The 23949-nt window shown below is 37.3% G+C and carries 14 protein-coding genes and 1 riboswitch; of the genes, 4 read left to right on the top strand and 10 right to left on the bottom strand.

Annotation, left to right across the window (positions count from 1 at the left end; all coding sequences use genetic code 11):
• Positions 1 to 112: 112 nt before the first annotated feature.
• From hutI to hutH, 3 genes are all read right to left on the bottom strand, one after another.
• A complete protein-coding gene (hutI, locus tag B3D94_RS01340; RefSeq protein ID WP_193834110.1) occupies positions 113 to 1390 on the bottom strand; it encodes an imidazolonepropionase in 1278 nt (425 codons plus the stop codon).
• Positions 1387 to 3057: a urocanate hydratase gene (gene hutU / locus B3D94_RS01335; RefSeq protein WP_291753831.1), complete on the bottom strand. Its 1671-nt coding sequence runs from the start codon at positions 3055 to 3057 to the stop codon at positions 1387 to 1389. The genes hutI and hutU overlap by 4 nt, the downstream gene beginning before the upstream one ends.
• Before the next feature lie 154 nt (positions 3058 to 3211).
• Positions 3212 to 4726, bottom strand: a complete 1515-nt coding sequence (hutH, locus tag B3D94_RS01330) for a histidine ammonia-lyase (protein ID WP_069479767.1) — start codon at positions 4724 to 4726, stop codon at positions 3212 to 3214.
• A gap of 276 nt (positions 4727 to 5002) precedes the next feature.
• On the opposite strand from hutH, the gene B3D94_RS01325 reads away from it, so the two are divergent.
• Both B3D94_RS01325 and B3D94_RS01320 read left to right on the top strand, forming a co-directional pair.
• A complete protein-coding gene (locus B3D94_RS01325; RefSeq protein WP_069479766.1) occupies positions 5003 to 6457 on the top strand; it encodes a helix-turn-helix domain-containing protein in 1455 nt (484 codons plus the stop codon).
• Positions 6458 to 6764: 307 nt separating this feature from the next.
• Positions 6765 to 8270: a catalase gene (locus B3D94_RS01320; RefSeq protein WP_069479765.1), complete on the top strand. Its 1506-nt coding sequence runs from the start codon at positions 6765 to 6767 to the stop codon at positions 8268 to 8270.
• A 208-nt stretch (positions 8271 to 8478) separates the two neighbouring features.
• Here B3D94_RS01320 and thiC read toward each other — a convergent pair whose 3' ends face one another.
• The 3 genes from thiC to B3D94_RS01305 all read right to left on the bottom strand — a co-directional run bounded on the left by thiC (position 8479) and on the right by B3D94_RS01305 (position 13923).
• Positions 8479 to 10257, bottom strand: a complete 1779-nt coding sequence (gene thiC / locus B3D94_RS01315; protein WP_291753827.1) for a phosphomethylpyrimidine synthase ThiC — start codon at positions 10255 to 10257, stop codon at positions 8479 to 8481.
• 141 nt (positions 10258 to 10398) lie between these two features.
• Positions 10399 to 10513, bottom strand: a riboswitch (TPP riboswitch).
• Between the two features lie 72 nt (positions 10514 to 10585).
• A complete protein-coding gene (locus tag B3D94_RS01310) occupies positions 10586 to 11515 on the bottom strand; it encodes an AEC family transporter (RefSeq protein WP_193834113.1) in 930 nt (309 codons plus the stop codon).
• Positions 11516 to 11820: 305 nt separating this feature from the next.
• Positions 11821 to 13923 carry a methyl-accepting chemotaxis protein gene (locus tag B3D94_RS01305; RefSeq protein ID WP_291753823.1) on the bottom strand — a complete coding sequence of 701 codons (2103 nt, stop codon included), beginning with the start codon at positions 13921 to 13923 and terminating at the stop codon, positions 11821 to 11823.
• Between the two features lie 255 nt (positions 13924 to 14178).
• Here B3D94_RS01305 and B3D94_RS01300 point away from each other — a divergent pair, with 255 nt between their 5' ends.
• Positions 14179 to 15828, top strand: coding sequence for an S-layer protein (locus B3D94_RS01300; RefSeq protein ID WP_291753820.1), 1650 nt, complete (start codon positions 14179 to 14181; stop codon positions 15826 to 15828).
• Positions 15829 to 15869: 41 nt separating this feature from the next.
• Here the strand turns inward: B3D94_RS01300 and B3D94_RS01295 are convergent, their stop codons facing one another.
• Positions 15870 to 17030 carry a response regulator gene (locus B3D94_RS01295; protein ID WP_069479760.1) on the bottom strand — a complete coding sequence of 387 codons (1161 nt, stop codon included), beginning with the start codon at positions 17028 to 17030 and terminating at the stop codon, positions 15870 to 15872.
• A 463-nt stretch (positions 17031 to 17493) separates the two neighbouring features.
• On the opposite strand from B3D94_RS01295, the gene B3D94_RS01290 reads away from it, so the two are divergent.
• Positions 17494 to 18786, top strand: a complete 1293-nt coding sequence (locus B3D94_RS01290) for a hypothetical protein (RefSeq protein WP_291753816.1) — start codon at positions 17494 to 17496, stop codon at positions 18784 to 18786.
• Between the two features lie 85 nt (positions 18787 to 18871).
• Here the strand turns inward: B3D94_RS01290 and B3D94_RS01285 are convergent, their stop codons facing one another.
• From B3D94_RS01285 to B3D94_RS01275, 3 genes are all read right to left on the bottom strand, one after another.
• A complete protein-coding gene (locus B3D94_RS01285) occupies positions 18872 to 20800 on the bottom strand; it encodes an AraC family transcriptional regulator (RefSeq protein WP_291753813.1) in 1929 nt (642 codons plus the stop codon).
• A gap of 493 nt (positions 20801 to 21293) precedes the next feature.
• The gene (locus B3D94_RS01280; protein ID WP_291753810.1) at positions 21294 to 22238 is read right to left on the bottom strand and encodes an ABC transporter substrate-binding protein; all 945 of its coding nucleotides are present in this window, start codon (positions 22236 to 22238) and stop codon (positions 21294 to 21296) included.
• A 101-nt stretch (positions 22239 to 22339) separates the two neighbouring features.
• Positions 22340 to 23905 (bottom strand): ABC transporter substrate-binding protein, encoded by a 1566-nt coding sequence (locus B3D94_RS01275; RefSeq protein WP_069479756.1) that lies wholly within the window; start codon positions 23903 to 23905, stop codon positions 22340 to 22342.
• Positions 23906 to 23949 lie beyond the last annotated feature (44 nt).

The following is a 23949-nucleotide window of genomic DNA, read 5'->3' as shown; positions in this document are numbered from 1 at the left end:
AAAAATGCAACCTATTTATTTAGTACGCCAAAGAGCTATTATAATCAGATTTTTTCAATCAAGATAAAAAAGCATAAATAAAGCTTTTATGCCTTATTTATGCCCATTTACTTTATTGTTCTTTCAGCAAAATTCCATTTCGTACAACAACTTGCCCATTTTTAATAACTGTATTTGTATGGTTCATGCCATAGAAATATTGTAACTGCTTATAATTAGCAACATCTAAAATAATAACATCCGCTTTTTTATCAACTTCAAGGGAACCTATTTGTTCGCCCCGATTCACTGCATACGCGGCATTAATTGTTGTTGCCGTTAGTACCTCCTCTAGTGTCATTCCCATATGCATGCAAGCTAAATTCATTATAAATGGTAGACTCATAGTAGGAGATGATCCTGGATTAAAGTCCGTTGAAATAGCTACAGGTACCCCTTCATCAATCATTAGACGGCCTCTCGCGAACGGCGCACGTAAAAAAAATGCAGTTCCTGGCAGCAAGACAGCAATTGTACCCGCTTCAGCCATTTTTTGAATTCCTTCATCAGAAGCAACTAACAAATGCTCTGCCGAAATGGCTCCCACTTCCGCAGCAAGTTCAGCACCTTTATAAGGCTCAATTTCATCGGCATGAATTTTCGGTGTTAATCCAAGGGCTTTCCCAGCCTCTAAAATACGCTCAGATTGTTCTGGTGTAAAGACACCTTTTTCACAAAATACATCATTAAATTCAGCCAGTTCTAACTCTGCAACTTTGGGTAGCATATCTTGAATCAAAACATCCACAAACTCATCCTCACGCCCTTTATAGTCGCGAGGTACTGCATGTGCACCCATAAAAGTACTAATAACATCCATATCATGCGTTGCTTGCAACTTTTTCGCTACTTCAAGTTGCTTCTTTTCCGTCTCCCAATCTAGTCCATAGCCTGATTTGGCTTCAACGGTTGTGACTCCATGTTTTAAAAATATATCTAAATGATGCCTTGTTTTTTCATACAAATCATCAAAGCTAGTTTCTCGTGTACGCTTTGTTGTGGCGTGAATGCCACCACCTGCATTCATAATTTCCATATAGGTAGAACCTTTGAGTCGCATATTAAACTCTTCTTCACGGGTTCCTCCATGGACGAGATGTGTATGACAATCCACTAATCCTGGCATAACGACCTTACCAGAAGCATCAATTGTAGTAGCTTTCTTCACTAATTCAGGAAAATCTACCTCTAGTTGCTCAAAAGCACCCACAGCAACAATTCGATCTTTTTCAATAAGAATACTACCATTTTCCACTATAGTAATTTCTCGCATTTGCTCCTTTGTGCGAGGTCCTCGTATATTATTTTTTAATGTAATCACTTCATTAGCATTTTTAATTAAGATGGTCACTTTACATCATCCTTTAACATTGGTATATGCACACCTTTGTTTTTGGCTGTCTGAATAGCAATGTCATAGCCTGCATCTGCGTGACGAGCTACCCCCATACCAGGGTCCGAAATTAACACGCGTGCAATTTTCTCTGCAGCTAGCTCCGACCCATCCGCTACTAACACTTGCCCTGCATGCTGTGAATAGCCCATACCTACACCACCACCATGGTGAACACTTACCCAGCTGGCGCCGCTCGCTGTATTAACTAGCGCATTTAAAATTGGCCAATCCGATACTGCATCTGAACCATCTAACATGCCTTCTGTTTCACGGTTTGGCGATGCCACAGAACCTGAATCAAGATGATCACGACCAAAAACAATCGGTGCTGATAACTCACCATTCGCTACCATTTCATTTACTTTTAACGCAAAGCGATGACGGTCGCCATAGCCTAACCAACAAATACGTGCAGGTAACCCTTGCCATTTAACCATTTTCTGTGCCATATCGATCCAATTAACTAGACCTTTATCTTCTGCGAACATCTCTTTCGCAAGTGCATCCGTTTTATAAATATCCTCAGGGTCTCCTGAAAGCGCAGCCCAGCGGAATGGCCCTTTTCCTTCACAGAACAACGGACGAATATAGGCTGGTACGAAGCCTGGGAAATCAAAGGCATTGGTTACGCCCATTTCTTTAGCATAGGCGCGAATATTATTGCCATAATCAAACACCTCTGCACCAGCCTCTTGGAACTCTAGCATTGTACGAACATGCTCTGCCATAGTTTCCTTAGCTTTTCGTTCATATGTTTTTACATCTGATTTACGAAGTGCTAATGCTTCCTCAAATGTCATGTTATTCGGTATATAGCCATTAATAGGGTCATGTGCAGAGGTTTGGTCTGTGACAAAGTCGGAAATGATCCCTAGACTCAACAGTTCACGATTGACGTCTGCACAATTTCCAACAAGGCCAATGGAGGCTGGCTCTTTTTGGTCACGTAATTTATTTACTAATGCAACTGCTTCATCCACAGTTTCTACAAGATAATCACAATAGCCCTCTTTTATTTTACGTTCAATGCGGGCACGCTCTACTTCTACAACTAGAATGACAGCGCCAGCCATTTTCCCCGCTAGAGGTTGTGCACCACTCATCCCGCCCATACCACCTGTAAGGATGAATTTACCGCGTAAATCTGCAGAGCCAAATACTTTTTTCCCTGCTTCTACGAAGGATAAATAAGTGCCTTGCAAAATACCTTGTGCACCGATATAAATCCAGCTACCAGCAGTCATTTGTCCATACATCATTAAATCGCGATCTTCTAATTCATAGAAATGATCCCAATTGGCCCATGCTGGTACAAGGTTGGAATTGGCAATTAAAACACGGGGAGAATGTTCATGTGTACGGAATACAGCTACCGGCTTCCCTGATTGAATCAATAATGTTTCATCATTCTCTAGTTTTTTTAATGAAGCAATAATTTGCTCATAACTTTCCCAATTACGAGCTGCCTTTCCAATACCACCATAAACAATCAGCTCATCAGGATTCTCCGCTACCTCAGGATCAAGATTGTTCATCAGCATGCGCATCGCTGCTTCCTGCGTCCACCCTTTACAAGTTAGTTGATTTCCATGTGGTGCACGAATACTTGTTTTAAATACCATAAAAACACCCTCCTTTAAAATGATAAAAACGCTAGTAACATTCAACAAAACTGAATATTCAGATTCCAAAATAAATAATCTTTTATAAAGCAGAGGCTACTTAGAAAACTAAGTCTTGCCTCAGCTCTTCCAACTTAAAATCGTTTAATTAACTTTACATATATTCCTTTACTAGAGCATCACTAGTTAATAAATACTCCGCCAATGCCTCAATTTCATCACCAATCGGCTGATCTGCTAATAGTGGTGGACAAAACTCACGAACTTTCTCTAAATACTTTCGTGTGGTTGGTGATAATTGTTCTTCCGCTTTATCTAAATAAATAGCCTGTGATGCACAAATCATTTCTATCGCTATAACTAGGGCAGCATTTCGGACAATCTGACGTACTTGACGAGCAGAAGTTGTCCCCATACTTACATGGTCTTCTTGATTCCCTGATGTAGGAATTGAGTCAACACTGGAAGGATGCGCCAACACTTTGTTTTCTGAGACAATGGATGCTGCTGTATATTGAGCAATCATCAGACCACATTCAATCCCAGGGTTTGTCGCTAAAAATGGTGGTAATCCTTCATTTAATTGAGGATTCACCATTCGCTCTGTACGACGCTCTGAAATATTAGCCCATTCACTTACCCCAATTTTTAAAAAGTCCATCGCTAAAGCAATTGGCTGACCATGAAAATGACCACCTGATAGGACTTCACCGTTTTCTAAAACAATCGGATTATCAGTCGTGGCATTCATTTCCGTTTGTACTCGGTTCTCCGCGTAAAAGAAAGACTGCCAGGAAGCACCGTGCACTTGTGGGATACAACGCAGTGAATATGCATCCTGCATACGAATTTCTCCTTGTTTTGTCACTCGCTTACTTCCCTCAAGCCACTTACGGATACGACCACCAACAAGCTCTAACTCTGGATGTGGTCTTACCGCTAAAAGGGCTGGATCAAACGCAGATGTGATACCTTTCAATGCTTCTAGTGTTAAACTAGCAGCCATATCCGCCGCAAGCCCAATTCGTTCAGCCTCATTAACTGTTAAGACACCGATACCTGTCATAGCCTGTGTACCGTTTACAAGTGCCAGCCCCTCTTTAGCTTGTAGTCGAACAGGTGATAATCCCGCTTGCTGTAACGCCTCACTACCACTCATCATTTCTCCATTAAACTCAGCCTTACCTTCTCCCACTAGGACTAAAGCTAGATGTGATAACGGCGCTAAATCTCCACTTGCTCCAACCGAGCCTTGTGACGGGACAATTGGATGTACGCCTTTATTAATAAAATCTAATAAAAGCTGTACAGTTTCCTCACGAATACCTGAAAATCCACGAGCTAAGGCATTTGCACGTAAAACCATCATGGCACGTACAACATCAGTTGGAAACGGCTGGCCCACACCTGTTGCATCTGATCGTAATAAATTCAGTTGCAATAGCTCAATATCTTCTTCCTCGATTTTTATATTGCTTAGTTTGCCAAAACCTGTATTTACACCATAAATAGTTTGCCCCTCTGCTAAACGCTTTTCGATTCGTTCCCTACTTAAACGAATACGTTCTATACTGTCTGCAGCAAGTGCAACCGTTGCATGCCCTTTAACGATTTCCTCAATTTGTTGTCTTGTTAATGTATTGCCATCAAGCTCGATGATCGACTTCACATGACATCCCCCTATTCCCTTTATGGCTTATGTAAAATTCATTTAACGTAATCACTAAAACATCCGCATTCAACTACGTTTAAGCGTTTTCATTGTAAATGAGTTTCCTGCTGAATGATGCTCAATTACTCTATTTCCATTGTACTAACTACTTTTTTCAGAATATAGAGAATTTTAAAAGAGAAAACATGATTTTTTTCATATTCCTATGTTATTTTTAATAATATAATCGTATTTTTATATGAAACTAGAATATTTTAAGCGAGGTTAGATGTTATGAAGCTGTTATTAATCGATCGAGACTCCACTGAACTAGCAGGCATTAAGTGGTTTTTACACACCTATTTTCCAGGCGATGTTCTTATTGACATGTGCACTACTATTTCAGAGGTACCTCAATGCATCCGTCAATTAGAACCGGATGCCATATTGTTAAATATCGATTTGGTCCCTAATAATCGCTTAGCTTCTCTTTATCGAGATCTACAAAAACATTCAGGTGCTATTTTAGCCGTAACAACAGAACCCTTATTTAAAAACGCATTGAAAGCCATTGATTTACAGGTAACTCATCTGTTCGTAAAGCCCATTGATTTAGAAGTATTAAAGCAAAAACTGACAGGCATTTCCTTGCGCTCACCACAAATTACAGATTTTGCGCAGGAGGCTACAAATGAATCATTTTATAATCATTTATTTTTAGATACGAAATCAGACTCTATCGAAACTGGCATTCACTTTACAATAATTGAGCCTGAGCACACCGAGACCTATAACAAGCTTTACAATTGGCTTCAACAAACACCTATCCACTTCCATATGAAAACCTATCCTTTATCGAATAGAATCGTCTGCCTTTTTCAAACGCCAGACATAAAAATGGTAGAAAAGGATGTACGTACTCTTATGAAGGAATGGCGTTTGTTTAGTAATAGTTCTTTAAATATCGGGATATATGATGGACCCGCTACAAGCATTAAAAATATGTACACATTAACAAAGCGTGCACTTCACCAAAGTTTTTATGAAGGATTCGGGCATATTTTTTACGCAAGTAAACAATTTGAAATACAACCCTTAGATCCATTACTAACACCAGAGGAACAACAATTATTAATCAGTAGCCTGGAGGAGGGTAATCTAGAAGCCGTAAAAACATTTTTATATCGACTTTCTAATGAGGGCATCTATTACGAGCAGGATGATCTACGCATCCATCTAACAAGTGTCTTAGCACAAATTCGGCGTTTTATGTTGAAATATAAACTACACGAAAAAGCAGTCATTGAACAAAACTACCGCCAGCTATTTCATTTAATTATTGAGCATCCTATTTTTTATACGATTCTCAATGGCATTATTTCTTTCACTCAGAGATTAATAGAGCTAGCCCGTGAAGCCCGCATGGAAAAAAGAGCCGATTATGTTGAGCTCGCTTTAGAAATTATTGATCAGCAATTTAAAGATAGTTCCTTGTCTCTTCCCTTTGTCGCTCGTAAGCTTGGCATCAGCCCCAATTATTTAAGTACGATTTTTTCAAAGAAACAAGGCTTGCCATTTAAGCGCTATATACAGCAATTTAGAATTCAAAACGCCATTAAGATGCTACTAGAAACAGATTTTGCAATTAGTGAAATTGCTCATTTAAACGGTTTTGATGATCCGAATTATTTTATTAAAATATTTAAACAACAAATCGGTATGACCCCTCATCGATACCGAAAAAATTAATAAAGAACCTTGCAAATAATTTTCAATTAGTTATTTTCATTTTCAATAAGGGTTTGTACTATGATGTTAAATCTTATACTTCTTTTCATTTACAGTATAAATACTGTTTATATCTAGTTTATTTAACAACAAATTTATGGCGAGGATTAAGCATAAATAGGCTCTCCGATGCATATATTTATATTTTATATCTTACTATAAAAATTCTTTAACGATAATTATTATAATGTACTAGCAATTCTATTTTATATTTGTTATAGTTATAGACGAAGAGTTTGACTTACATTATTTTCAGGAGGTAACTAATATGACAAACGCAAATGATCGTAGCCGTCGTTTTACAACAGCAGGTGGTGCTCCAGTAGTAAGTAACCATGACTCTATGTCAGCAGGTCCACGCGGCCCTCTATTACTTCAAGATGTATGGCTAGTTGAAAAATTAGCAAACTTCAATCGTGAAGTAATCCCTGAACGTCGTATGCACGCGAAAGGTTCAGGTGCATTTGGTACTTTTACTGTAACGCACGATATAACTCAATATACAAAAGCTAATATCTTCTCAGAAGTGGGCAAGAAAACTGAAATGTTCGCACGATTCTCCACAGTTGCTGGTGAGCGTGGTGCAGCAGATGCTGAGCGCGATATCCGTGGCTTTGCACTTAAGTTTTATACTGAAGAAGGCAACTGGGATCTAGTAGGAAACAATACACCAGTATTTTTCTTCCGTGATCCACTACACTTTACAGATTTAAACCACGTGGTCAAACGTGATCCACGTACAAATATGAAAAACGCTAATTCCAACTGGGATTTTTGGACATTATTACCAGAAGCGCTTCACCAAGTGACAATTGTAATGTCTGACCGTGGTATTCCAACTGGTTACCGTAATATGCACGGATTTGGTTCTCACACATATAGCTTTATCAATGCTGATAATGAGCGTGTTTGGGTTAAATTCCACTTCCGTACAGAACAAGGCATTAAAAATTTCACAGGTGATGAAGCAACTGAGGTAATCGGTCAAGACCGTGAATCTTCACAACGTGATTTATATGAAGCCATTGAAAAGGGCGATTTCCCTAAATGGAAAATGTATATTCAGGTTATGACAGAGGAGCAAGCTCGTGAGCTACCATACAACCCATTCGATTTAACAAAAGTATGGTATAAAAAAGATTTCCCATTAATTCCTGTAGGTGAGTTTGAGTTAAATAAAAACCCGGACAACTACTTTGCAGAAGTGGAACAAGCTGCATTTGCACCATCTAACATCGTTCCTGGTATTAGCTTCTCACCAGATAAAATGTTACAAGGTCGTATCTTTGCCTATGCGGATGCACAACGCTACCGTTTAGGTGTAAACCACTATATGCTTCCTGTTAACGCACCAAAATGTCCATTCCGTACTTTCCACCGTGATGGCGCTATGCGTTTTGACGGCAACCTTGGTTCAACACTAGGCTATGAACCAAATAGCTATGGTGAATGGGAGCATAATTTAGACCACAAAGAGCCTGAGTTACGCATTGATGGTCATGCAGGAATTCATGATTTCCGTGAAGACGATAATAATTACTTCGAGCAACCAGGTAAACTTTTCCGCCTAATGACTGCGGAAGAACAACAACGTCTATTTGAAAATACGGCTAATGATATGGCTTCTGTTGAAGAATTCATCAAACGTCGTCACATCCTTCACTGCTATTTAGCTGATCCAGCATATGGTGAAGGTGTCGCAAAAGCAATGGGTCTTTCATTAGAAGGTATGGATCTTACAAACCCATATGTAAAACAACCAACAAACGTTTAATATTCCACTTATTATTGATATCCAAATCCAACTTTTACTCCATGTGAATGTATAATTCACATGGAGCTTTTTAGTATTCGTCTAGTTTCAACCGCTCACTTCTATTTGCAAAAGCATAAATTACTTTTATTCATCTCCCCTGTTTAATTGTGGAACCAACATAAAAAAGGCTCGTGTCTAGTAAATCAACACAAGCCTTGTACTATTATTATTGATAGATTTGACTACCTGCCTTTTTAAACTCCGCTGACTTTTCCCTCATACCTTCATGGATGGCCTCTGTTGTATTTAAATCCTTTTCCTTAGCATAATTACGAATATCCTGAGAAATTCTCATGCTACAAAATTTAGGACCGCACATTGAACAAAAATGTGCTGTTTTTGCCCCCTCTGCTGGTAATGTTTCATCGTGATATTCTACTGCACGTTCTGGATCAAGAGAAAGGTTAAATTGATCACGCCAGCGGAACTCGAAACGCGCTTTTGACAGTGCATCATCTCGTTGTTGTGCACCTGGGTGCCCCTTTGCTAAATCTGCAGCATGTGCAGCAATCTTATAAGTAATAACCCCTACTCGAACATCCTCCCGATTAGGTAATCCTAAATGTTCCTTCGGTGTCACATAGCAGAGCATAGCTGTACCAAACCAACCAATCATTGCTGCACCAATAGCAGATGTAATATGGTCGTAACCTGGAGCAATATCTGTTGTCAATGGACCTAAAGTATAGAATGGGGCTTCCTTACAAACCTCTAATTGCTTGTCCATATTCTCTTTAATCAAATGCATTGGAACGTGACCTGGCCCCTCCACCATTACTTGAACATCATGCTTCCATGCAATTTGCGTTAATTCGCCTAATGTTTCCAGCTCCGCAAATTGTGCTTCATCGTTAGCATCCGCGATTGACCCTGGGCGTAAGCCATCTCCTAATGAAAAGGCTACATCATAAGCTTTCATAATTTCACATATTTCCTCAAAATGAGTATAGAGGAAGTTCTCTTGATGATGGTATAAACACCATTGCGCCATAATGGAACCACCCCTAGACACAATGCCTGTTACACGGTTTGCCGTAAGAGGGACATAACGTAAAAGGACACCTGCATGAATAGTGAAATAATCTACCCCTTGCTCCGCTTGTTCAATAAGCGTATCACGGTACACCTCCCATGTTAAATCCTCAGCCACACCATTTACCTTTTCTAATGCCTGATAAATTGGTACTGTCCCAACTGGTACTGCAGCATTTCGAATTATCCATTCTCTCGTTGTATGAATATGTTTGCCAGTTGATAGATCCATAATATTATCAGCACCCCAGCGTGTAGCCCATGTCATTTTTTCCACTTCCTCTGCAATCGAGGATGATACAGCTGAATTCCCAATGTTCGCATTAATCTTCACATGGAAGTTACGACCGATAATCATTGGCTCGGCCTCAGGATGATTAATATTGGCAGGCATAATAGCCCGGCCTGCTGCAATCTCTGAACGTACGAAATCTGGGTCCATATTTTCTCGTATCGCTACAAACTCCATCTCAGGTGTAATAATTCCCCGTCGAGCATAATGAAGCTGCGTGACATTTTTACCCTTTTTTGCACGTAAAGGCTTTCTCACCAATTCCGGGAAGACATTTTCATGGATACGTGGATCATCAGCGCGACTGAAACCATTATCCTCAGGTTTAATTGTACGCCCTCCGTATTCCTCAACATCCCCTCGCTCTTGTATCCAAGCACTTCGTAAAGCAGGTAAGCCCTTTGTAATATCCACGTGGAAGACCGGATCTGTATATGGTCCACTCGTATCATACACCCGAATTGGGGCATTTTCTTCATCCCCAAAGGTACCAGTCGTCGGACTTAATGTAATTTCACGCATTGGTACTAAAATATCAGGACGAGATCCTTCCACATAAACCTTTTTACTTCCTTCAAAGTTAGACATAATCGTAATGTTCTTTGCACTAATTGCTGACATGAGCTACTTCTCTCCCTTAAATGTAGTTTAAACAAGGACCGATTCTAGCTCACCCAGCAAACAAAATAAATAAAGGCCGAATCCAAAAAAATAATTGGATCCGGCCATGAATGTAAAGGGTCTATTGATTGCACGTAATATGCAATAGCTTCTTAACTTTCCCACGCTGGTATGAGCCAGATCAGGTCCAAAGGGTCAAGAAACCTCTATGCGTTTCCCTCTCAGCCTGACTCATCAGACTCCCCTAGTTAATACTATTCAGTTTGATGCTAGTTTAGCAGATATTGCTAAGAGATGGAAGTTATCATTTAAATATTTTTGATTTCTATTAGGTAAACAATACATCAGCAATATAAATTACAATCGTGACCGTTATACAACTCACAATGGTCGAAAATAAAACGGTTTGTGCAGCTGTTGCCGACTCTATATCATATTCTAATGCTAGACTTGAACTGTTGCGGGATGTGGGAAAAGCACTCGCTATAAATAACGATTGTGCCACAACCCCGTCTAAACCGAGCGCATAAATAATGACTAAAGCAACGGCTGGACCGATAATTAATCGCGTCAAGCAGCTGACGAATACTGTTTTATTAAACATCGTTTTAATCTCCAGTTGAGACAATTGGGCGCCTAGCGTAATTAATGCAACGGCAATAAAACCATCTGCTACATGGTCTATAGGTATTTTAATAAACTGCGGAATGCCAATGTCAAAATAATTCATGGCCACACCGATTATTAAAGCGTGTATAATAGGCATTTTTATAAAATCCTTTAAAATTGTCATGCCCGATTTAGTAGAGGAAATTAAATTATATAAACCATACGTATACGTTGTCATGTTTTGGAAGATAACGAGTATAACCTGGATGGCTACACCAATAGGTTGAGTGGCAAAAATCATTTGAGCTACCGGAATACCATAGTTGCCAGAGTTAATGAGTACTACACTATTTTTAAAAACAGCTGCCTCAGTTTTGGCGAGTCCAAGCCCTTTCGCTAAAAAGTGACTGAGTAACATTTGACTACCAATAAAAAGCACAACAAACAATCCAACTTCTCCCAGAACAGACAGTTTTATACTCGTCTCATATAAATTAATAAATACAGCGGCAGGCATAAAACAATATGTAATAAGCTGTGATAATGCTTTTAAGTTAAAGCGAAATTTCTTTTGCAGAATAGCACCTAGTACAAGTAATACTAAAATAGGTGCGACAATTTGAAAGAAAATCATTCCAAGATACACCATATTGAAGTCCCCCTCCCTTTTGATTGTAGTGTCGATAATGTACTAGGTCAATGCTACTTACTTTCATAATTAAAACCGTTGATTTCCACTACTGGAGGGGTGCGCCTTGTTCCAATGATGAAAAGATAAAAAATCACATCAATAAACGAGGAGAACAATGTACAGAATATAAGAATCACCAAAACTCACTCATTTGAGGACTATGAATTCTCGATGAAAAAAATGAAAAGGGAATCGAGCATGAACTTCTCGATTCCTTTTATCAACAGTATGAGCTGCCTTTAGATTTTAGGCAGCTTTTTTCTCTACGCAAGCTTAAATCTATTTACGACCTCTTGCAGTTCATTAGAGATATCATTCATATTTTGCATAGACTCTGCCACTTTTTGCAATTCTGCTTGTTGGTCCATTGCAGAGGCACTTACTTGCTCAGCAGAGGCCGCTGTTTCCTCTGATATAGCCGAAATACTTTGTATGGACATAATTGCTTGATTTTTATGCTCTAACATAGTAGACAACTGAGTCATTAGTTCATTAATAGAAGTTGCAATTGCACGTGACAAATCACTATTATCTTTAAAGGCCAATTGCGTGCTTTGTACGGACTCATTTTGCGATTGCATTAAATTTGCATTCGATGCAATGACTGCAACTGTTTGTTGAGAATTTTCTAAAATACTTTCTACCGTACTTTTAATAACTTCTGTTTCAGTTTTTGATTGCTCTGCCAACTTTCTTACTTCTTCCGCCACGACAGCAAAACCTTTTCCATGCTCACCAGCACGTGCAGCCTCAATACTTGCATTTAAAGCTAATAGATTAGTTTGCTCCGTAATGCTTTGAATAGAGGCAATAATTTGATTAATATTGGCAATATTAGAAGCTAGTGATTCCATTTGTTGTTGAATACGGCCGTTCATCTCATTCGTCTCTATATTATGTTCATGTAAACTTTGAACCTCTTGCATGCCTTTCTCGGTTGTCACATTTGTCTTGTTGGATAAATCGTCCATTTCATTCGAAAGCGCATTAATGGCATCTATTTGATCCGATAAATCCATCATGCGATAATTCGTTTCTTCAGTATCCTCTGATTGCTTCGATGCACCCTGTGCAATTTCATTAATGGCTACTGATACCTCTTGACTAGAGGACACGATTTCGTTAAATGCCTCATGTACCTGGTTAGAAGATTGGTTCAATAGAGTTGTTGAGTTTAACACGGCTTTAATAGCACTATTGGTTTTATCCAACATATTATTATAGGCCAATGCGACTGCCCCAATTTCATCTTGTTTAATATATTTATCCTCTACCTTTTGTGTTAAATCGCCTGCTGCTGCTGTTTCAATCGAAGCACGTAAAAACTTGAGTGGCTTTAACTGTTTGTAAATAAATAGTACACTTGCAGCAGTCATCAAGGCTACCATTATAATGGATGCAATAATCGTATATACAAATACATGGTTATAGGTCTCTAAAATTTTTGATTCAGCTAATACGATTTGAACGGTCCAAGTTTCGTCAATGTCCTCTAAAATCATTGGAGCAAACACATTATAGGCTTGATCTTTCAGTTCATTAGACTCTATGTACATACTTGTTAGCTCGCCGTTTTCCATTGTCTTACTTATGCTTGTCCAAGCAGGATCATCTTGCATATTTTGCCCATCCAACTCTTTACCGAAACTGTTAGCTGTTAGTACACCGTTATTTGTAATAATTGCCGCATAGCCGCCTTCTGGAGCAACAGACTTTGTCAGCTCATTTAAATAATCTATAGATACATCCGCCGTCAATACACCAAAAAATTTCCCAGAAGCATTGACTAATGGTACAGAAATTGTTGTCATTAGTACTGTTTGACCGTTTACACTATAGTCATAAGGTTCCGTTAAAACTGTCCGTCCCTCTTCTTTTGGCACCCAGTACCATTGAGAAACATTTTTATCATCTACACCTTCAAGAAGAGTGGTCGTTATTTCATTATCATTTTTGCTTAAGTATGGTCCAAAACGTTTTTTGGAATCTACCAACGTAGCCTCATCATTTGGATTGATAATAAGGGAATTCTGCTCAAAGATAGCTCCTACCCCTAATAAATCAACATTATTAGCTAAATTATTTTCCATTATGTCTAAAACACCTTTGGAAGATAGCGTCTTATTTTTCTCCATACTTTCAACGATTCGTTTCGTTGTTTGTAAAGTTGTATTGGCTTTTTTAAAACGCTCGCTCATAATAGCCGCTGACGATTCAGCCGTTTGCAATGTTCCATACTCTGCATCTTTGACACTTTGCTTTTTTATAATAATCCCCGTTGTCACTGTATAGGATAAAAATAATACTAGAAACAATCCTATTATTAGGGAAGATAGTTTCAATGCAATTCCTCTTGATTTCTTCATCACAAACACCCCCACTTTTATAAATAATCATAATGGATGGAAGGTCGTATCTCAATAAAATATTTAGCGAATAAAGTAGAAATTTACAAAAATATAGATAAAAATACGTGCAAATCAACAATTTTCTCTTAAACTTCAAAAGGGACTTATGACTTAATTAATTTTCACTTCATACACAAGACTTACACCATCAATTCTAAATTATTGAAAATTATGATATATTATCTATTAAATAAAATGATTGGAGTGACTTGTATGACAAATAAAGCGCTATCAACATTAATGGCCACTGCGATTTCAGCCACACTAGTATTACCTGTGTCTACTGCACATGCCTCTTCTCTTCTAAATCAATCAAGCTTAAACGAAGAGCAGGTTCAAGTTGCAGCAACAAAAAAAGTGGTAGGTGATGCCGTAACAATTAGAAATATTACAAAGGATACGGTCATTACATCAAATGGTACATTTAAAATCCACAAAGATTTAAAGCCCCTTTTTAATAATTCAAATAAGGTAGCATTAACGAATGCTTTAGCTACGATTGTTGTAAAAAATGGGCAAATTTCAGATGTAACATCATTAACATTAAACAAAGCAGGCACAAATAAAAAATCTGTATATTTTGATGCAGGTGACGCGCAAATCTCGGGTGACCTCACTGTGAATGCAGATTATGTAAAAATTCATAATGTTACGGTTGATGGACAGTTGATCATTACGAACAGAGTGAAAAAAAACATTACACTAGATGACGTTTTCGTGGGCGATACAATTACACTTAAACCGCTTATAACAAAGAAAACAAACTGGCTATATGTTACACTACGGGATATGAAATCATCAAATATTAAATTGGCACGTACGAAGGTGAATGTTTCTTCTGACCAGACACTTTCTAAAATTGATGTTGTTGGTAAAGTTTTGTCTTCTGAAGTGATAGCAAATGTGGAAAAACTGACGATTGATGTGGAAGAGGATTTTAACCTTTACGGCGAGGGTAAAATTGAACAAATCATTGTCAAAGGCGGTTCAAAAGTGGCATTAGATTCGGGTCATCAGGTGAGTAAAGTACAAGTGGACGATAAGAGCGTCTCTGTTATCCTCCCCGTTATTGATAAAAAAGAGCTGAATACACTACTAGCATCCATACCTTACGTACAAGTTTCTATAAATGGATACGATATTTTAACAACAGACAAATGGACAACTCAGACTGATCGTAATATTTTTGATTCTGCAGTGACGAGTGCTAGAACTGTTGCAAACAATAATAGTGCCTCACAAGAGCAAGTAAAGAATGCTATTACACGTTACAAAAATGCGCTAGTAGGCTACCAAGCGGCTCAAAAAAGCGGTTTAAAATATGGATATGGTGATAAAGCATCACTACAGTCATTAATTCATTCCGTTTCATATGTGACGGTCTCTTGGAATGGTTCAGATGTTTCTTACAATACTCCATGGACAACACAAGCTGAAAGGAATGCGATAGATTCTGCTGTTTCAACAGCTCAAACAGTGGTTAATAATTACTATGCTACTCAAACTGATATTGCCAATGCTATTAATAATTTAAACAATGCTATTGGGACTTACAAGAGTGCTTATAAGTATGGTAATAATGGGTACTATGTAGATAAAACTTATTTAGAATCACTAATTACTTCTGCTTCTAATGGAATGGTTCCAATTTCTCATAATGGAGATGGCAGTGATATATTTAATAACATACAATGGACATCAGAATATGAATTGAGCATGCTAAATTATAGTATTGAACAAGCTAGATTTATTGTAAACAACTATTCTGCAACTCAAACTGAGGTCTCAAATGCCTATAACAATTTAATCAATGCATACGATAAATACAATAATGCTAAGAGATATGGTTTAAAACCATATTAACAGTAAGGGCTCTGCGTTTGCAGAGTCCCTCCTTTTTGTAATCAAATAATAACTTCCTCTTTCATTTGCACAATTGCCAGTTTCCAACTACGATACCAACTTTCAATTTCTTCACTTGGCTCCACCGCCAAATGCTCTTGAAGTGCCTTTTTTAACAGTAAATATTGCTCCTCGACAGCCCCCACATTATTCAGTAAATGATATAGCTTCATCAAGGTGAAATAGTTTTCCTCTTCATCAACGAACAGTGCTTGAACTTTTTCCTGTATCTTTATAGCCGCAGGATAGTTTTCATTTGTTATATAAAAATCAGTTAGCTGATGGGCATGCTGTAACCATAATCTTCTTAAACGCTCTCTCTCGTTTTCTGCCCATAAATAATCGCAATCTCCTAAATAGTCTCCTGTATACATTTGGAATACTTGTTCATGCTCATCCACGGTTTCCTGTTCTAGTAAAGGTAATGATTTCAAGCTGGACAACCATTGTTCTACATCAACAACAGTATGTTCCATCAAGAGTTTATAACCTGAATTGAGTAATGGACTTGAAATCTGCACACCATCCAAATCGTAGTTTTTTAATGTTTGACGTATTGTATAAATGGCCGTATAAAGCTGTTTCGACGCCCTATCTCTATCAGACTCTGGCCAAAATAACTCTAAAATGGTTTCACGATAAATTATTTCATCACGATGATTGAGTAAGTAGGCAAATAACTCTTTCGCTTTGGATGTTCGCCATTTTAAAATTTGTGTTTGACCGTCTGGTGAAATGACACGGAGCCCGCCAAATAGATTAATAGTTGTAGAGTTCGTCACACTTTTTTTGTGTTTATTATTGATCTGTTCAAGACGTTCTAATGTCTTTTTTAAACGCGCAATTTGTACGGGCTTCAATAAATAATCGACGGCATGTAAATTAAAGGCATCTAACGCATATTGATCGAACCCTGTTGTAAAAACAATTTCTACATCTGGCAATAATTCCTGAATTTTTTCCCCTAGTGCTAACCCGTCCATATCCGGCATGACTATATCTAAAAATACAACACTTGGTTGTAGGCTCTGTATCTCTTCAATCACTTTTAAAGAATCCGTGTATTCTCCAACTATTTCAATTCCCCCAACCTTACTTTCTTCAAGCAAAGTTTTTAATCTCGTTAATGATAAATATTCATCATCTACTAGCACTATTCTCATTGTTACCCCTCCTTAAAAACTACTTCTTTATTTATTATCGTATATTTTCCGAAACACTTAAGAGATAGCATTACTTTTGAATGATAAATAAACCAATTTTTATACATTTATTGTTTATGATAAAAAAGAAAGTACTCCGTAAAAAATTACTGTATTTTTTCTTTTTACACTTTCACGATTTATACTCGGTTGAATTTTTCAAACGGCTCAATCTGTCTATTTCGAAACTCTCTGTCAGATATATTAATTTCCTTTTATCAGTATGATTATTAAGAAGAACTAAACTTTCTTAATGTACTATTATAGGTCCAAAAGTTGTATGTACTTACTTAAAAACATAACCAATCTACCTATTCAACCAAAAAATGCATAAAAAGATCCCAGGCTATGATAAAATTAATGTAACACCATATATTGGATAGATTTCCGTTTCGAATAATATAATTAGGAGGCATTTTATAGCATGAAAAATAAAAAAAAGTTAGCCCTGCTGTCTTTAGTGGCTGTCCCTTCACTCCTTTATAGTGCACCAGCTTCTGCAGCTAATGTAACTGGACAACCGAGCACGGCATACATATACAGTAATTCTTACTACAATTCTAACGTGTCAAATGTTGTGCAAATGATTAACAATATAAACAATACTACCTCTACCTTCCAAGTAAATTTGGAGGCAGCACTTAAGGCCTATAATGCTTTAACAGAATTGGAAAAACAGTATGTAACAAACTATTCCACATTGTCAGCACATCAACAGACAAGAATTGCTTATCGCAAGCTGGCTGCACAAATTGAGGATAAGTTAAATTCAGTAGAATCTACAGCTGTTAATTATTATCAAAATATCATGGAAACAAGAGATTGGTATAACACCTTAAATGCAGCACAAAAATCCTTTGTTAGTGATTCTGCCAAAAAAATATTAACTTCCTATATTTCACCCAATACATCTGTTGATAAAGTAGTTAATAAAATTCAACTAATTAATTCATCTCGTCTTACTTTTCATAAAGATGTAGCGGATGCTCGAGCAGAGCTGAATGCCTTACGTAGGTTTTCAAATATCTCTTTACCTGTGGGCATTGAACAGCTTTTACTTGATGCTGAACAGCTAGTATTGAAGGATAAGGCTTCGGCCAAGGAAGTAGAAGATGCAATTGCTGCTTTATCACCCAAAACGTCTACTGCCCAGGATGTACAAGAAGTCAAAACCGCTTTTGAAGGTTTAACACCTGTACAGCAGCAACTCGTGCCAAATGTTTGGACTTTAGTTGATTTTGTTCAAGGAAAATATTCTCTTCCTACAAAAGATAACGTCCCTAAAAAACCTGTACTATCAGATAAAGCCGCTGTACCAGGTAAAACAACAGCTATGACAAAAAACAAAAATATTTATACAGCAAAAATAAATGTTGCTGATTCAGAGATTGATACGGAACGCTTTATTTTAACAACAAAAAATAAAATGACAATTATCATTCCACCACTTTACACATTAGTCAATGAAGATGAAGGTGTAATAGACATTCAAGTAACAAAAAGGGGAAATCGCATTACTCTTCAGGCTACATTAAATAAAAAGCAAATTACTTTCGATGCGAACATGGAGATTATTATTGAAGGTTTATCAGCAAACTCATCGATCAACCACTTAAATGACTTTGGCAAGCAAGTACCAGCCGACTTTATCGTTAGCGGTAACCGTCACATTATCCAAACAACAACACCTGGGACATTCCAAATTATTAGAAATTAAACGTTTTAAAGCACTAAAGAGACCAATTTCAAAGGTTTCTTTAGTGCTTTCTTGGTGTGCCTTATAAACAAGTTTTGGTGCACATTTATTTTTTATTTGCTGTAGCTAATAGACGATCAACAACGAAATCCAACTGTTTCGTTAATGAATATATATCATTGTAGTAACAAAAACCAAAATCAATTTCCACAAGTCTGCCTTCTTTAACAGCTGGAATAGCGGACCAAACTGGATGGTCAGTTAAATCTACCATCCCTTCATATGATGAACGAAAAACATAATCTCCTGCATACTCCGTTAATACTTCTAAGGATACATCTATCGCCTCCTGAGTATTATTCTTATCATCTATTTTCTGTTGAATAATTTCTGGCGCACGCATTCCTAAATATTCATACAATGCTTGAGAACCACGTCCGAAGGTATAACTTGTTACAACTGACATTTTCCCTTTGCCGCCTTCCATAATACTAACTGTTTTATCTAATACACCCGCCGCTTTTAGCTGTTCTTTACTGTCTTCTACTTTTGTATAAAAATTAGACAAAAGATCTTTTGCTTCTTTCTCTTTCCCCAGCACTTCTCCAATTTTTTCTAAACGTTGATCTAGAGATGTTGTGGCGTCATCTATCACAATAGTTGGAGCTATTTTTTTCATCTGCCCATATAGTTCTTCATTCTTTGGAATAATGATGACATCCGGCTTTAATTGAATCACTGCCTCAACATTCGGCTCAAACCATTCACCTAAACTTTCGACTGTTTTTAATGCCTCCTCAAATGCAGCGCCGTCCTGTATCTTAGAAGATCCCACAGGTGTTACACCAAATGCTAGGACGTCACCAGTATAATACATCACAACTACTCGCTCAGGATTAACAGGTATTTCAACGTCCCCTTTAATAGTGGATACAACCTTTGTTTGTGATTTAGTTGCTGTTTGTGCAACAGAGGTCTTTCCCTCGCTCCCCGTATTCGTAGATGTTCCGTTGCTACAAGCGCTTAATAAAAGTGTTAAGCATAGAAAAAGTGTTGCAATAGTTGATAATCCTCTTTTATTCATTGATTCATACTTCCTTCCTTTATATTGATAACCATTCTCAATATAATCTTGGAAGTTCCAATCGACAATGGAGTATCTTTCAGACATTGAAGGACTATCTTTTACTAGACGATCTATTTGTTCTTTTTGGCGAAACTTTATGGGTGAGATGCCTACTCTTTTTTTGAATAGTCTACTAAAATAATAAACATCATGATAGCCGACGCCCATAGCGATATCACGTATGCTAGCATCTGTCTCCACAAGCAAAGTGGAAGCCTTTCCAATTCTTAGCTGAATTAAATACTCAATAGGACTACAGCCTATCTGTTGCTTGAATTGAATAGATAAATGTGATGGACTATAACGTAATGCCTTGGCAATTGTGTCTAACGTCAATGGTTTTGCGAAGTTTTCTTCTATGTATGCTTGAATTTGATAAGAGACATTCAACTTTGGGATGTCGAGACTCTCTTGATCTAACTGTATAAAAATTTCATTTAAAAATTGATAAAATAGTGATTTAACTGTAAATTTATCTAGATTACTGGCATTTTTCCATTTACTATACATTTGATGTGTTTTTTCGAACATGGTAACAGGTGAGCTTGGTACAAAACCGTATTGATATTTGAAAGGATTATTTCTATACATGGCCGCTACTACCCTTTTATTAGAAGTTAAAGGAATGAAGGCTCGATAGAATACCATATAGTATTCAAATCCTTTATCTTTAGCCATGATTTGCAGAGTAGAACCCTTCCCACTGTGTATAAGATGAAAGCCCTCTAGTGTATATTTGTTTAAGTCTATATAGATATCTGCACTACCTCCTGTAGCATAAAGAAACATATTAGCAGGTAATTTATACAATTTACCAATTTCCTCAGGTTTGAATAGCTCATAACGTATATCTAGTATTTTTGTCGTGGCATGATTCCAAAGAAATAGAAACTCCTCATCAGGTAGCATTCTTTATCATTCCTTTCCATTCAGCTACTCCAAGTTTATTATAATTGATAATAGTTCTCAATTATATTTTTTAATAAATAGATATTAATAGAAAAATCACTCTGGCGGTACAATGCTAGAGTGATTTTGAACTTATCTTTATTTTCCTTTAACTTGTTGGGCTATCATTTCCGTTACTTCTTCGATTTGCCCAAGTATAGAAATTGGATCTGAAAACCAGAAACTCCATCCATCGATTTCGAAAATTTGATCATTTTGTACGGCATCGAGTGTTTTCCAAACAGGTTCACTTTTTCATCTATATTCACTGTTTGTATACACACCTTTCAAGTCAAATAATAGAATACCCCCTCTTGTAAACATTATAAATGATAAAAATTCTCAATAATATCTAAAAATGTAATAATAAAAAGAAGCATCTTCACTAGGAAAGATGCTTCTATAAGTTTCTTAATTGAGACGGTTAAACTAAAAAATCGCTCACCATTTTCTACTATTTTTGATTCGTTAGCCAATTTGTTAATTCCTCAACTTGCGCCAAGACCGCTGTTGGGTCATAATACCATGAACGTTCCTCAGGCCAAACATAAAGATGGTCATTTTTCACAGCAGGTAAATTTCCCCATATCGGATCTTTCTTAAAATCTTCAACCGTTCTATCATTCGAAGTCAAAATAATGTAGTCTCCTGCGTAATCTGCCAATACTTCTTCAGAAATTTCCGCCCACTGCTTTTCCATAATTTCATCTGCCTTTTTAGCAGGTAGCTTTCGACCAAGTGACTGATAGATTGGCTGTCCTCCCCGACCGAAGTTATCACCATAAACATAAATAGATTTACCTGCATCCTCAATAATAGAAAAGCTTGCATCCTCTGGGATAATCGCATCTACCTGTGCTTTAGCATCAGCAATCTTCTGATCATATTGGGAGAGCCAATCCTTTGCTTCTTGCTCTTTTCCAAGTAACTCACCGAAATATGTAAGCTCCTCATGCGCATTTTTCAATTCCCCGTATGGGATAACTACAGTTGGAGCAATTTTACTTAAAGCATCATAGTTTTCTCCATTGCCAGTAATAATCAAATCAGGTTTGAGTCCTAAAATCCTCTCAATGGACGGTTTCCCATAAACACCGATATCCTCTACATCCTCTAATGCATCCTTAACATAATAATTTTCAAGAGCCAAACCAGGAGCTCCTATGGGCTTCACATCTAAAACAAGTAGACTTGCGATATATTCCTCTGCTACAATACGCTTCGGATTAGTCGGAATAACAATATCCCCTTTTATAGTCTGAACCGTTTTTGTCTCTGCTTCTTTCGCATCTTGCTCTCCAGTTGGATTAACTGCCTTTTCCTCTTGGCCGCAAGCTGTTAACATAAGCATTATGAGCAGAAACAATAGTCCTACAATCCTTCTATTTTGTTTAAACAATTTTTTCCCTCCATACACAACAATTGATAACCATTCTCAATAATTGTAGAAGAATGCCAAATAACTGTCTATGCATGAAAGTGATTTATTGCCATGTTATTTTATGATGTCAGTACTTCCATCAATTTTTGTAATTGAACTGCTGTAGATAATGGATCATACCCATAAAATGTTTCATACTGGTTCATAAAATACACCTGTTTCTTTTGAACAGCCGCCAGCGACTTCCATTTTTCAGAGTGTAATACGGCTAAGAGACTCTCTTTTCCTGAATCTTTTGTTGGAAGTGCCGTAACAAAAATATAATCAGCTGGAAAATGTACGATTTCTTCAATATTTACTGTTAAATATCCTGTCTTTTCTATATTATGTGCGACAATTTCGTCCGGCCGACTAAACCCTAAATCCTCGTAAAGTATATGGCTTCCCCTCCCATGACTACTATTTAGACAATAAGCTGCATGACTACCTATTTCCCAAACAATAGCAGTACCCCTTGCCCCAAATCGTCGATCAAGAAGCTGGTTACAGTGAACTATCTGTTCATCATATTGTCGAAGCCAATGATTGTACACTTCTCGTCTATCTACTAAATTTGCAATTAGCCCAAATTGTTCGCGCCAACTTAATTGGCTACAGGATAGCTCAAAAACAGGGCCTATTGACAGTAAAGCCTGTTTTTCCATGCTACCACTATAGTTAATAACGACATCAGGACAAGCAGCAATTATTTCCTGATAATTGGAAGCAATATCTTGCTCATATCCCGTAAGTTTCTGCGAGGATGGAACAGACTTAATATTTTCTAAAAATGGAGAGTACACCCCCAACACTGGGGTAACCCCTAGGGCAAGTAAGCAGGCAGTATGATTGGCATTCAGTACAATAAGGCGTTTAGATTTTTGATAATAAACTGTAGGCGATACACCGACAATTTCTTTAAATTTCCGACTTAAATAGGTCCCCTCTCTGTATCCTACTACCTGGGCTAAATCATCTAATTTTGGCATCCCTAATAATAGTTTTTTCTGAGATTCCCTTATCCTTAATAATGTTAAATACTCGCTATACGTATATCCAGTGTGCTTATGAAACGTACGAGAAAAATGTTCGGGACTTACCTGCGCTTTTTCAGCCATTTCCTCTCTTGTTAAGTCTTCATTGAAATGTAGATTCATATAATCAAGTACCCTATCAATCCACAAACCTTCTTGTTCTTTGTTAGTACGTAAATGGTTGTACAGTTCTTCTAACATTTCACCAAATAGTTTTTGTAAACGAAACGGATTACTTTCAACTGTAATCTTCGCTTCTCTTTCTATCTCCTTGACTAAATTCATGAGACGATATGTGCAATGTACCATTAAAGTGGTATCTTGTAATAAATTAACTATATTCGGGCCATATGCACGGTAAATAATGACAACCCCTATACATTCATTTGCTTTAAGTAGTTGAAAATCGTCTCCATCATCCACAAACATAACAGAATTTGAGCTAAGCTGAAGCTGTCGACCTTGGAGCGTATAAATGGCATGACCCTCATAAACGACAATGATAAATGGGTATGCCAAACGCCCTCTCTTATCGCATAATAGTTCCACTAATCTCATAATTTGAATAGGTTGATAAAAAAATTGGCACAGTAACTCATTATCTTTGTACATTCTAGTTCTATCTCCTAATCTCTCAATTGATATTGATTATCATT

The sequence above is a fragment of the Lysinibacillus sp. UBA5990 genome (genome assembly GCF_002429815.1).
GTDB classification, from domain to species: Bacteria; Bacillota; Bacilli; order Bacillales_A; family Planococcaceae; genus Lysinibacillus; species Lysinibacillus fusiformis.
This window is presented reverse-complemented; position numbering and strand designations above follow the sequence as displayed.